Raw genomic sequence first — 14,154 nt, forward strand, 5'->3', positions numbered from 1 at the left:
ATGGCCGCCAGCACGGATGAGACCGCCAGTCCCGTCGAGCCCATTGCCGTCGTCGGTGTGGGATGTCGCCTGCCCGGCGGCGTCCGCGACCTCGGCTCCCTCGGCCGGGTGCTCGGCTCGGGCGAGGACGTTCTGCGCGAGGTGCCGGAGGACCGCTGGGGACGGGACCTGCACGACCCCGAGCGCAGTCGGCCCGGCACCGTCGTCAACCATGTCGGCGGTTTCCTCGACGAGGTCGACAGGTTCGACGCCGCGTACTTCGGCATCGCCCCGCGCGAGGCCGACGCCGTCGACCCGCAGCAGCGGCTGCTGCTCGAGGTGGCGACCGAGGCGATGGCAGACGCCGGCCGTCCGCGGGACCAGTGGCGCGGCACCCGCACAGGTGTGTACGTCGGCCTGCTCGCCGGCGACTACCACCTGCTGCACGCCAAGGGCGTCGACCTGGGCGACCTCGGCCCGCACTATGTCACCGGCATGGAGTTCAGCTTCGCGGCCGGGCGCCTGGCGTACACCTACGATCTGCGCGGGCCCGCGATAGCCCTCAACTCGGCCTGCTCCTCGTCTCTGTACGCGGTCCACCAGGCGTGCCAGAGCCTGCGCGCCCGCGACATCGACGCGGCGGTGGCCGGCGGGGTCAGCCTGATGCTGAGCCCTGAGATCAGTGTCTTCATGAGCGGCATCGGCGCGATCTCGCCCAGCGGACGGTGCCGCCCCTTCGACGCCTCGGCCGACGGCATCGTGCGCGGCGAGGGCTGCGGCGTGGTCGTGCTCAAGCGGCTGGCCGACGCGCTGGCCGACGGTGACCGCATCCACGCCGTCATCCGCGGTTCGGCGGCCGGCAGCGACGGCGCCACGATGGGACTGACCGCGCCCAACGCCGAGTCGCAGGCGGCCGTGGCCCGGCAAGCGCTGGACTCCGCGGGCCTGACATCCGACGCCGTGGACTACGTCGAGGCGCACGGCACCGGCACCCCGCTGGGCGACATGATCGAGCTGGGCTCGCTGTCCGAGGTCTACGGCGCGGGGCGTCAGGACCGGGCACCGCTGCTCGTCGGCTCGCACAAGGCCGTGTTCGGGCACACCGACTCGGCGGCCGGCGTGGTGGGCCTGCTCAAGGTGATCTGGATCGTCAAGAACGGTCTGGTGCCCGCTCAGCCGAACGTCGACGAGCCCACCCCCGCCGTCGACTGGCAGGGCGACGGCATCGCCCTGCCAGCCTCCGGCGGCACCGCGCTCACCGCTGACCGCTCGCTGCGCGCCGGGATCAACGCCTTCGGGCTCAGCGGCACCAACGTCCACTTGATCGCCGAGGCACCGCCCGTGCCCGGGACCGACGAGCCGGCCGCCGATGCCGACGAGTCCGGCGACGAGCGCCCCCGCGTCCTGTTGGTCTCCGCCGGCGCACCCGGCGCGCTGGCCGAGCAGGTCGAGGCGATGCGCGCCACGGTGGCCGACGAGAGCGTCCCCCTGGACGAACTGCTTGCCGCCGCCGCCACCCGGCGTACCCACGAGCGCCACCGCTACACGGCCGTCGCGACCGGCCGGGCGCAACTCGCCGCTGTGCTGGCCGACTCCGCCGACCCCGAGGACCTGCCCGAGGGTGCCTACACGGGACGTGTCGGCGACGACGGGGAGCCCGCGCCGGTCCTGGTCTTCTCCGGGCAGGGCTGCCAGTGGCCCGGCATGGCGGCCGACCTGTACGACGCGGACCCGGCGATCCGGGACACCCTCGACGAGATCGACGCCCTGGTGCGCCGGGATGCCGACTGGTCCCTCGTCGAGCAGCTGCGCCGCACCACGGACAGCCGCCTGGACCGTACCGACTTCGCCCAGCCCGCCGTCTTCGCCGTCCAGGTGGCGCTGGTGCGGTGGCTGACCGCCCGCGGGGTGCGGCCCGCGGCGCTGGTCGGCCACAGCGTGGGCGAGCTCGCCGCCGCGCACGCCGCAGGAGTCCTCGAACTCAAGGACGCAGTACGGCTGATCGTGCGCCGCGGGCAGCTCCTCGAGGAGACCGCGGGCCTGGGCCGGATGCTCGCCGTGCAGGGCGATGCGGCCACCGTGGGAGGCCTCCTCGCCTCCGCCGGTCTGCCGGTCACCATCGCTGCCGTCAACGGCCCCGCCTCCGTGGTGGTCGCCGGTCCCGACGATGCGGTGACCGCCGCCGAACCCCTCCTGGAACAGGCCGGGCTGCGCTGCCGCCGGACCCGCGTCGACTACGCCTTCCACAGCCCGCTGGTCGCCGAGTGCGGCCCGCGCCTGGCCGCCGAGTTCGCGGATCTCGCCCCGGCCCGGCCAGGGCTGCGCCTGCTGTCCAGCGTCGACCCCGACGTGGACGCGGGCCTGCTCGACGCCACCTACTGGGGGCGCAACATCACCGAGCCGGTACGGCTGTGGCCCGCCGTCGACCGGCTATTGGCCGAGGAGGGCGCCCCGCTCCTCCTCGAGGTCGGCCCGCACCCCGTGCTCCGCCGCCCGCTGGCCGACACCGTCGCGCACCGGGGCAGCGGTGCCGAGGTGCTGAGCACCCTGCGCCGCGAGGTCCCAGGCCCGGTGGCCCTGCACCGTACGCTCGCCCAACTGCACGTCGCGGGAGTGCCGTTGGACTGGTCCGAGATCACCGGGCGGCCCCGCCGCTTCGTCGACCTGCCGGTGCCGTCCTGGAGCGGCGAGCGGCACTGGCTGCCGGGTCTGCAGAGCGGGCACCGGGCGACACGGACCCCGGCGGACGGCCCGACGGCGCCGACCACCGGCCGCACCTCGGTTCAGCCGGTCGCCACCACGGCCGCCGAGCGGGCCACGGCCCAGGGTCGCCCCGCGGGCACGGCCACGGTGGGGCCGGTCAAGTCGGCGCCGTGGGTGGTGCAGCGCATCGACGCGGCCGTGCGCGAGGTCATCGGCATCGGGTCCGAGCAGTCGCTGCCGCGTCGCCGCGGGCTGTTCGAGCAGGGGCTCGACTCGCTCACCGCGGTGCAGCTGCGCGGACTCCTGGAGACCGCGTTCGGACTGTCCCTGCCGACCACCCTCGTATTGGAACACCCCACCATTGCCGCCCTCGCCGCGCACCTGACCGAACTCGGCGCCGGGCGTGATACCCGGAACCCGCAGGCCCGGCAGGAAGCCCCGGACGCGCAGCGCGAGGATTCGGCACCCGGACCCAAGGGCGCCGTGGCCGTCGTCGGCATGGCCTGCCGCTTGCCGGGGGCGTCGACGCCGGACGAGTTCTGGGCACTGCTCAAGGACGGACGCAATGTCACCGGCGAACCCCCGGCCGGGCGCCGTGAGGACCCGATCTGGGCGGAGGCCGGGCCCGGCGTGCCGACCCGGGGCGGTTACCTGGACGACGTCGCCGCGTTCGACGCCGGGTTCTTCCGCATCTCGCCGCGCGAGGCCGTCTCGCTCGACCCGCAGCAGCGGCTCGCGCTGGAGGTCGCCTGGGAGGCGCTGGAGGACGCCGGCTGCACCGCTCCCGCACTGCTCGAGCGGCAGGCAGGCGTGTACGTCGGTCTCAACACCGCCGACTACCACGAGTTGCTCACCCGCGACATGGGCAACATCGACCTGTACTACGGCACCGGAAACGTCTTCGCGGCCTCCGCCGGACGGCTCTCGTACTTCCTGGGCCTGCGAGGCCCGTCGCTCGCTGTGGACACCGCCTGCTCCGGGTCGCTGACCGCGGTTCACCTCGCCGTCCAGGGGCTGCAGTCCGGTGATTGCGAGATCGCGCTGGTCGGCGGCGTCAATGTGATCGCCACGCCGACCGTTTCGGTGGCCATGCAGGAGGCGCTGGCCCCCGACGGCCGCTGCAAGACGTTCGACGAGGACGCCGACGGGTACGGTCGCGGCGAGGGCGCCGTGATGTTCGTCCTCAAGCCGCAGGAGGCCGCGGAACGCGACGGCGACCACATCTATGCGCTGCTGCCCGGCACCGCGATCAACCAGGATGGGGCGAGCGGCGGTTTCACCGTGCCGAGCGGCCCCGCGCAGACGGTGCTGGTCCGGCAGGCCCTCGCGCGTGCGGGCTGGGCCCCGGTGGATGTCGACCACGTCGAGGCGCACGGCACCGGCACCCCGCTGGGCGACCCCATTGAGGTGCGCGCCCTGGCCGAGGCGCTCGGCGAGGGACGCGACGCGGACAACCCCGTGCTGATCAGTTCGTCCAAGGCGAACATCGGCCACCTGGAGGCCGCCGCGGGCGTCACCGGCCTGCTCAAGACCGTCCTCGCGGTGCAGCACGGCGAACTGCCGCCGCACTTGCTCAACCGCCCCTCCAGCCGCATCGACTGGGACGCGCTGCCCGTCGAGGTGGTTACCCGGCTGCGGGCCTGGCCGGAGCGGGAGAGGCCGCGCCGGGCCGGCGTCTCCTCGTTCGGCTTCAGCGGCAGCAATGCCCATGTCCTGGTCGAGCAGGCGCCCGCCGCCCCCGTACCCGCACTGCCTGCCGCGGACCGCGTGCCCTCGCTGCTGCCGTGGGTGGTCACCGGACGGGGCGCCGCCGGCCTGGCGGGCCAGGCCGCCCGACTGGCCGCATTCGTCGCCGACCGGCCGGAGTTGGAGCCCGCGGACGCGGTGCACTCGCTGGTCACCACCCGGACCGCCCTGGAGCACCGGGCCGTGGTGCTGGCCGCGCCCGCCGACCGTGACGGCGTCCTCGCCGGCCTGACCGCGCTGGCCGGTCCGGACGGCGGCCCGGCGTCGTCGGCCGTGGTGCGCGGCCGGGTACGCGAGGGCGGCACCGCCTTCCTGTTCAGCGGCCAGGGCAGCCAGTGGCCCGGCATGGGCCGGGCGTTGTACGAGAAGTTCCCGGTGTTCGCAGGCGCGCTCGACGAGGTAGCCGCGGAATTGGACCGGTGGCTCGAACGTCCCCTGTACGAGGTGCTGTTCGCGCCCGAGAGCTCGGACGCGGCGGCGCTGATCGACCGCACCCAGTACACCCAGGCGAGCCTGTTCGCGGTGGAGACCGCGCTGGCACGGCTCGCCGGGTCCTGGGGCATACGGCCCGACCACCTGATGGGTCACTCCATCGGCGAGATCACCGCCGCCCATGTCGCGGGTGTGTTCACGTTGCCGGACGCGGCCCGGCTGGTCGCCGCCCGTGGGCGGCTGATGGGGGCGCTGCCCGAGGGCGGGGCCATGGTGGCCGTCGCCGCGCCGGAGGCCGAGGTGGCCGCGGCGCTGGCAGCGTCGGAACAACTCGATCGGGTCGGCGTCGCCGCCGTCAACGGGCCCGAGTCCGTGGTCGTTTCCGGCGACGAGGACGCCGTGCTCGCCCTCGCCGAGGCCTTCACACGGCAGGGGCGGCGTACCAAGCGGTTGCGGGTGAGCCATGCCTTCCACTCACCGCGCATGGCAGCGATGCTCGCCGACTTCCGCCGCATCGCCGAGGAGATCACGTACCACGAGCCCGAACTGGACGTCGTCTCCAACGTCACCGGTGAGCTCGCCGAGCCCGCCGCACTGTGCTCGCCGGACTACTGGGTGGCGCACGTGCACCGGGCCGTGCGGTTCGCCGACGGCGTGCGCACCCTCGCCCGCGAGGGCGTCACCCGCTTCCTGGAGGTCGGCCCCTCCGGCGTGCTGTCCGCGCTCGTCGAGGAGTGCCTGGGCACGGACTCCGAGGCCGTGGCCGTCCCGCTGCTGCGCAAGGACCTGTCCGAGGACAAGGCACTGCTGCGCGGCGTGGCCACCGCGTTCGTCCACGGCACCGAACTCGACTGGACCGCGGTCGTACCGGCCGGGCGACGCGTCAAGCTGCCGCCGTACGCCTTCCAGCGCAACCGCTACTGGCTGGAGTCCGACGCCGTCCGCCCCGCGTCCGCTGCCGCCGGCGATCCGGCCGACGACGCGTTCTGGGCCGCCGTCGACGAGGGCGACCTGAACGCCGTCGCCCGCACGCTGGGGCTGCCCCACGACGAGTCGGCCGCCGAGGCCGGTCCGACCGATGCGCTCGGCGAACTGGTTCCCGCCCTGTCCGCCTGGCGCCGCCGCCGACAGGAGCGGACGGTTCTGGACGACTGGCGCTATCGCGTGACCTGGCGCCCGCTGCCCGGCTCGGCCGTGACGGCCCCGCTCGCCGGTACCTGGCTTGTGGTGAATTCGTCCGGGCAGGACGCCACCGGCACCGAGTGGACCGAGTCGCTCACCTCGGCGCTGACCGAGCGCGGGGCACAGGTCGTGCCGGTCACCTACGACGCCGGGCGCACCGACCGGACCGCCCTTGCCGCACTGCTGCGTGAACTGCCCGATGCCGCGGACGCCGTCGGCGTGGTGTCCCTGCTCGCCTTCGACGAGACCCCGCACCCGGACCACCCCGACCTCGCCGCCGGCGTCGCGGGCACCCTCACCCTGGTGCAGGCGCTCGGCGACACCGCACTGCGCGCCCGGCTGTGGTGCCTGACCCAGGGTGCCGTCGCCGCGGCGGACGACGAGGGCGTCGAACGGCCCGAGCACGCCCAGATCTGGGGCCTCGGCCGGGTAGCAGGCCTGGAGCACCCCGAGTGCTGGGGCGGCCTCGCCGACCTGCCCGCCCACCCCGACCCGGCTGCCCTGGACCGGCTGTGTGCCGCGCTCGCCGGCACCGGCGACGAGGACCAGCTCGCGATCCGCAGCACCCGGACCCTCGTGCGCCGCCTGGTGCGCGCCCGCTACGGCGACACCCCCGCCCCGCGCAGCTGGCGCCCACGCGGCACCGTCCTCGTCATCGGCGGCACCGGCGCGCTCGGCGGGCACCTCGCGCACTGGCTCGCCGAACAGGGCGCCGAACACCTGGTGCTGACCAGCCGCCGCGGCCCGGCGGCGCCCGGCGCCGACACACTGCGCGCCAGCCTCGAGGAACGGCACGGGATCCGCGTCACGGTGGCCGCCTGCGACGCGGCGGACCGCGACGCGCTCGCCGCCCTCCTCGACGAACTCCGCGCCGCGGACACCCCGTTGCGGGCCGTCGTCCACGCCGCCGTCGTCGCCGACGTCGGTCCGATGAACGAGGCCACCCTCCAGGGGTACGCCACCTCCGTGCGGGCCAAGGTGGTCTCGGCCCGCAACCTCGACGAACTCCTGGGCGACACCGACCTCGACGCTTTCGTGCTGTTCTCCTCCATAGCTGGTGTCTGGGGCAGCAGCGGCGAGGGCTCGTACGGCGCTGCCAACGCCTACCTGGACGCGCTGGCCGAGCGGCGGCGCGCCGCCGGGCGCACCGCCACCGCCATCGCCTGGGGCATCTGGGACGCGTTCAACGAACGCGACGAGGACACCACCATGCGGGAACTGCTCACCGCACGCTCCCGCCAGCAGGGCCTGCCCCGGCTGGATCCCCGGCTGGCGTTCGAGGCGCTGCGGCAGGCCCTGGACCACGACGAGACGAACCTGGTCGTCAGCGCCGTGACCTGGGAACGGTTCGCCGCCCTGTTCGCGGTGGCCCGGCCACGCCCGCTGCTCGACGAGATCCCCGAGGTACGGGCCTTGGCCGTGCCGACCGCGGACACCGCCACCGACGAGGCGCCGGCCCGCACCGAACTGGCACGCCGACTCGCCGAATCCGCCCCGGCCGGCCGGCAGCGCATCCTGCAGGACCTGGTCACCGCCGCGGCGGCCGGGGTGCTCGGCCACATCGGGTCCGGCACGAGCGGCCTTGACACCCAAGTCGCCTTCCGAGACCTGGGCTTCGACTCGCTGACCGCCGTCGAGCTGCGCAACCGCTTGAACGAGGCCACCGGCCTGCGGTTGCCCGCGTCGGTGGTTTTCGACCACCCCACGCCGGCCGCGCTCGCCCGCTTCCTGGGCACCGAACTGACCGGCGGGGACGAGCCGCGGCACAACACCCCCGGCACTGGCCCGGACCGGACCGCGGCCGCGGCGGACGAGCCGGTGGCGATCGTCGGTATGGCCTGCCGTCTCCCCGGTGGCATCCACTCGCCGGAGCAGCTGTGGCAGCTGCTGGCCGACGGCGGCGACGTACTCTCCGACTTCCCCGACGACCGCGGCTGGGACCTCGACTCGCTCTTCGACGCGGATGCCGACGCGGTCGGCCGCAGCTATGTGCGCCGGGGCGGATTCCTGGCCGACGCGGGCGACTTCGACGCCGAGTTCTTCGGCATCTCGCCGCGCGAGGCGCTGGCGATGGACCCGCAGCAGCGGCTGCTGCTCGAGTCCTCCTGGGAGGCGTTCGAGCGGGCCGGCATCGACCCGGTGTCGACGCGTGGCGAGGAGGTCGGCGTGTTCATGGGCGCCGGCTCCGCCGGATACGCGACCGGCGAGAACCGCATCCCCGAGGAACTGGAGGGTTTCGCCCTGACCGGCAGCGCGGCCAGCGTGATCTCCGGCCGCATCTCCTACACCTTCGGCCTTGAGGGCCCGGCCGTCACCGTCGACACCGCCTGCTCCTCGTCCCTGGTGGCCCTGCACCTGGCCGCCCAGTCGCTGCGCAGCGGCGAGTGCTCGCTCGCCCTGGCCGGCGGCGTCACGGTGATGGCGAGCCCGCGGGCGTTCACCGAGTTCAGCCGGCAGCGCGGGCTCGCGCCCGACGGGCGCTGCAAGGCGTTCTCCGACAGCGCCGACGGCACCGGCTGGGGCGAGGGCGTCGGCGTGCTCCTGGTGGAGCGCCTGTCGGACGCGCGACGCAACGGGCACCAGGTGCTCGCGGTGGTGCGGGGCTCGGCGGTCAACCAGGACGGTGCAAGCAACGGACTCACCGCACCGAACGGCCCGTCCCAGCAGCGCGTCATCCGCGCCGCCCTCGCCTCCGCCGGGCTGTCCGCCGACGAGGTGGACGCGGTGGAGGCGCACGGCACCGGTACTTCGCTCGGCGATCCGATCGAGGCGCAGGCGCTGCTCGCCACGTACGGACAGGGACGCGAGGCCGATCGGCCTCTGTGGCTCGGCTCGGTCAAGTCGAACGTGTCCCACACGGCCGCTGCATCCGGAGTCACCAGCGTCATCAAGACGGTGCTCGCGCTCGGCGCGGGCGTCCTGCCGCGCACCCTCCACGTCGACGAGCCCTCCGGGCACATCGACTGGTCCAGTGGCACCGTGGCGCTGCTCACCGAGGCCCGGCCGTGGCCGGAGACGGACCGCCCGCGCCGGGCTGGTGTGTCTTCGTTCGGCATGAGCGGCACCAACGCCCACCTGATCCTGGAACAGGCGCCGGACGACACCGCCGACGCCCCCGTCGAGCACGCGACGGACCAGGTCGTGGCCTGGGCCCTGTCCGCCCGTACCGCGGAGGCGCTGCCCGCCCAGGCCGAGCGGCTGCATGCCCACCTCACCGCCCACCCGGAGCTGCGCCCCGCCGACGTCGGCCACGCGCTGGTCCGTACCCGCGGCGCCCTGGAGCACCGGGCCGTGGTGACCGGCGCCGACCGCGCCGAACTGATGTCCGCACTGGCCGAGCTGGCCGGCGGCGTCACCGAACAGGGTGTGGCTCGTGGTAGTGCCCGGACGGCGTTTTTGTTTTCGGGGCAGGGTGCGCAGCGTGTGGGGATGGGGCGTGGGTTGGCTGCCGCGTTCCCCGTGTTCGCGCAGGCGTTGAGCGAGGTGTGCGGGGAGCTGGAGCTGGACCCGGCTGTGTTTGACGATGGGGAGTTGTTGGCGCAGACGCGCTTTACGCAGGGTGCGTTGTTTGCGTTTGAGGTGGCGTTGTTCCGGCTGGTGGAGAGCTGGGGTGTGCGGGCGGACTTTTTGCTGGGGCATTCGGTGGGGGAGATTGCTGCGGCGCATGTGGCCGGGGTGTTCTCGTTGGCGGATGCGGCGCGGTTGGTGTCTGCGCGTGGCCGGTTGATGCAGGCGTTGCCCGCGGGTGGGGTGATGGTGGCGGTCCACGTGCCGGAGGCTGAGGCGCGTACGGCGTTGGAGGGGTTTGAGGACCGGGTTTCCGTTGCTGCGGTGAATGGTCCTGGCTCGGTGGTGCTGTCGGGTGAACAGGCTGCGGTGGATGAGGTGTTGACCCGGTTTGAGGGTCGGCGTTCGAAGCGGCTTGTGGTCAGTCACGCTTTCCACTCGCCGCTCATGGAGCCGATGCTGGCGGAGTTCCGTGAGGTGGCTGAATCGGTCACGTATGCGTTGCCGCGTATTCCGATGGTGTGTGACACGACCGGACTGCTCGACGAAACGGGTGAGTTGAGTACGCCCGAGTACTGGGTGCGGCATGTGCGTGAGGCCGTCCGGTTCGCCGACGGCGTGCGGACGCTGGCCGACCAAGGGGTGGATGCTTTCCTTGAGTTGGGTCCTGCCGGGGTGCTGACCGCCATGGCCCAGGAGACGCTGGAGGAGACCGGGAGCCAGACGGTCGCCTTCGCCGCCCAGCGCCCGGACCGCGGGCAGGCGCGCTCCCTCGTCGAGGCGCTGGCAGCCCTGTGGACGCACGGCGCGGACGTTGACCTCGCCGCCCTGGCCGACGGCTCCCCGGTGGGCCTGCCGACGTACGCCTTCCAGCGCCGCCGCTACTGGCAGCAGGACCTGCCGCGCGGCGGCGGGGATCCGGGCGACTGGGGCCTGGAGACCGCCGGGCACCCGATGCTCGGTGCCGCAGTCCCACTGGCCGGCGGCGAGGACACCCTGCTCACCGGCAGCCTCTCGGTGCGCACCCACCCCTGGCTCGCCGACCACGTGGTGGCGGGCGCCGCCCTGGTCCCTGGCACCGGCCTGGTCGAGATGGCGATACGGGCCGGTGACGAGGCGGGCTGCCCCCGCCTGGAGGAACTCGCCCTGCAGGCACCGCTCGTGGTGCCGGCCTCCGGCAGCATCGCCGTGCAGGTGCGCGTCGGCGAGGAGGACGACTCCGGCCGCCGCCCGGTCACTGTGTACGGGCGCCTGAACGGCGAGCGCGAGTGGACCCGGCACGCGGACGGCGTCCTCGCCCCGCAGGAGCCAGGCGAGGCCCCGGACCTGGCCACGTGGCCGCCGGTTGGCGCGGAACCGGTCGAACTGGACGGCTTCTACGAGCGGTTGACCGCCGAAGGCTACGGGTACGGGCCCGCGTTCCAGGGGCTCACGGCCGTATGGCAGCGCGGCGATGAGGTCTTCGCCGAGGTGCGGCTGGCCGAGCGGGAGCAGGCGCAGGCCGGCCGGTTCGGCCTGCACCCGGCGCTGCTCGACGCCGCGCTGCACGCGGGACTCGCCGTCGGTGGCCCAGGCGGCGAGGTACGGCTGCCGTTCGTGTGGAGCGGGGTCAGCCTGTTCGCGGAGGGCGCCGCCCAGGTCCGCGTCCGGCTGGCACCGCGGGGCGACGGGGAGCTGACCCTGCGCCTGGCCGACACCGCGGGACGGCCGGTTGCCGAGGTGGACCGGCTGGTGACCCGCCCGGTGACGGCCAGGCAGCTGAAGCGGTCCGCCGACCAGGACGCACTGTTCCGGCTCGACTGGCACCCGGTCGCCGCGGACGGCACGGTGCCGTCCGGACAGTGGACGGTACTCGACTCGGAAGGCCGAATACCGTCCCCCCGCGCCGAGTTCGGGGTGCTGACGGTGGCCCCGGCCGGGGAAGGGGAGACGCGCGACGCGGTCCGCTCGGAGACCGGGCGGGTGCTGAGCGCCCTGCAGACCTGGCTCTCCGACGAGGGCGCCGTCGACGCACGGCTGGTCGTCGTCACCCGGGACGCGTTCACGGTGCGCGCCGGGGACGCGGCGCCGGATCCGATACACGGCGCGATCTGGGGCCTGGTGCGCTCCGCGCAGACCGAGCACCCGGGGCGGTTCCTCCTCGTCGACCTGGAGGGCGACACCGAGCTGTCCGACGCGCTGCCCGCGGCGCTCGCGACAGGCGAGTCCCAACTCGCCGTCCGCGGCGGTGAACTGCTGGTGCCGCGCCTCGGCCGGGCCGCCGACGGCGGGGCGCTGATCCCGCCGGCAGGAGAGCACTGGCGTCTCGATGTGACCGAGCCCGGTACCTTCGAGAGCCTGGCCCTGTTGCCCGCGCCGGAGCAGTCGGCGCCGCTCGGCCCGACCGAGATCCGCGTCGCGGTCCGCGCCGCCGGCCTCAACTTCCGCGACATCCTGCTGGCCCTCGACATGTACCCCGAGCGCACGGTGATGGGCGGCGAGGCGGCCGGCGTCGTCACCGAGGTCGGGGCCCAGGTCGGGAACCTGGTGCCGGGGGACCGGGTGACCGGCGTGGTGCCCGGCGCGCTGGGCACCACCGCGGTGGCCGACGCACGCACCATGGTGCGGATCCCCGACGCCTGGACGTTCGAGCAGGCGGCCTGCGTGCCGGTGGCCTACCTCACCGCGTACTACGGCCTGGCGGACCTCGCCGGGCTGCGGCCGGGCGAGCGGGTGCTGGTGCACGCGGCGGCGGGCGGCGTCGGCACCGCCGCTGTGCAGATCGCCCGCCACCTGGGCGCCGAGGTCTTCGGCACCGCGAGCCCCGGCAAATGGGATGCCCTGCGCGCCGCCGGCCTCGACGAGACGCACACCGCTTCCTCGCGCACCCTCGACTTCGAGCGGGAGTTCCTCGCGGCGACCGGCGGACATGGCGTGGACGTGATCCTGGACAGCCTGGCCGGGGAGTTCGTCGACGCCTCGCTCAGACTGCTGCCCGGCGGCGGCCGGTTCGTCGAGATGGGCAAGGCCGACCTGCGCGACCCGGCGCAGGTGGCCGTCGACCACCCCGGCGTCACCTACCGCGCGTACGACATGACGGAAGCCGGCCTGGACCGCACGCAGGAGATCCTGACCGAGATCGTGCGGCTTTTCGAGGCCGGTGAGCTGCGCCACCCGCAGGTCACCGCCTGGGACATCCGGCAGGCCCCGGAGGCCTTCCGGTACATGAGTCAGGCGCAGCACATCGGCAAGATCGTGCTGACCCTGCCGCCGGTGTGGAACACCGAGGGCACCGTCCTCATCAGCGGCGGCACCGGCACCCTCGGCACACTGCTCGCCCGGCACCTGGTGGCCGAACACGGCGTGCGCAACCTGATGCTCGTCGGACGGCGCGGACTCGACGCCCCCGGTGCGGCCGTGCTGAGCGAAGAACTGGAGGCCGCAGGCGCCGAAGTGTCCGTGGTCGCCTGCGACATCGCCGCCCCGGACGCGGCTGCCGACCTGCTCGCCAAGATCCCCGCCGACCGTCCGCTGACCGCCGTGATCCACCTGGCGGGCGTACTGGACGACGGCACCATCGAGGGGCTGACCCCGCAGCGGCTCGACACCGTGCTGCGGGCCAAGGCGGACGCCGCGCTCACCCTGCACGAGGCCACCCGAGGTCTGGACCTGGCCGCGTTCGTGATGTTCTCGTCCGCCTCCGCCGCACTCGGCAACGCCGGACAGGCCAACTACGCGGCCGCCAACGCCTTCCTCGACGCGCTGGCCCAGCGCCGCCGGACCGAGGGGCTGCCCGGCCAGTCACTTGCCTGGGGACTGTGGTCACAACAGGGCGGCATGGCAGGTGAATTGGGCCGCGGTGAACTGGCCAGGATCGCCCGGGCCGGTCTTGCGCCGATCACCGGCGAGCAGGGGCTCGCCCTGTTCGACGCGGCTCTGCTCACCGACGAGCCGCTGCTGCTCCCGGTCCGCCTGGACGAGGCCGGACTGCGGCGCCACGCCGACACGGTGTCCCCGCTGCTGCGCGGTCTGGTCCGGGTCCCCGTACGGCGCGCGGCGAGCACCGCCGACGAGGCTGCCGATGCCTCCGAGGCCGAGGCGCTGCGAGAACGGCTCGCCGGGCTCGACCGGGAGGGACAGAGCCGGCTGCTGCTCGACCTGGTCCGCGGCCATGCCGCGAAGACGCTCGGTCACGGCGGCCCCGAGGCCGTCGATCCCGAACGCGGCTTCATGGACGGCGGGTTCGACTCGCTCACCGCGGTCGAACTGCGCAACCGGCTCGGCGCGGCCGCCGGCCGTCGGCTCCCTGCCACCCTCCTGTTCGACTACCCCACTCCGGTGTCTCTGGCCGAGTACCTGCGCACCGAACTCGTACCCGACGCCGAGGACGCGGACGACGGGCCGGACCAGCCGGCCACCCGCGACCTCATGGCCGACATCGACACCGAACAGGCGGTCAGCGCCGTGGACGACCTCGACCTGGCCGGCCTGCTGCGGCTGGCACACGACACCACCGACAACGAGACACACGATGAATCCGAAGGGCAGGGCTCGTGACCACTGACGCCTCCACCGAGCAGATCGTCGGCGCGCTGCGGGCCTCACTGCGGGAGACCGAGAAGCTGC

General features: G+C 74.0%; 2 protein-coding genes (1 of these 2 only partly in view). Both read left to right on the top strand.

The features are described 5' to 3' along the window. The gene (locus AB0O76_RS26055; RefSeq protein WP_365495862.1) at nucleotides 1-14,085 is read left to right on the top strand and encodes a type I polyketide synthase; all 14,085 of its coding nucleotides are present in this window, start codon (nucleotides 1-3) and stop codon (nucleotides 14,083-14,085) included. Next, nucleotides 14,082-14,154 carry the 5' end (the start) of an SDR family NAD(P)-dependent oxidoreductase gene (locus AB0O76_RS26060; protein WP_365495864.1) on the top strand. The gene runs 10,550 nt beyond the window's last position, so the window shows 73 of its 10,623 coding nt (coding positions 1-73); it begins with the start codon at nucleotides 14,082-14,084; its stop codon lies off the right edge, out of view. Before AB0O76_RS26055 ends, AB0O76_RS26060 begins: the two co-directional genes overlap by 4 nt.

This window comes from Streptomyces sp. NPDC086554, from assembly GCF_040686095.1.
GTDB lineage: Bacteria > Actinomycetota > Actinomycetes > Streptomycetales > Streptomycetaceae > Streptomyces.

Bases quoted from the DNA above. Each gene is read 5' to 3' on its own strand.
- AB0O76_RS26055 (WP_365495862.1), top strand. From the start codon at position 1: ATGGCCGCCAGCACGGATGAGACCGCCAGTCCCGTCGAGCCCATTGCC.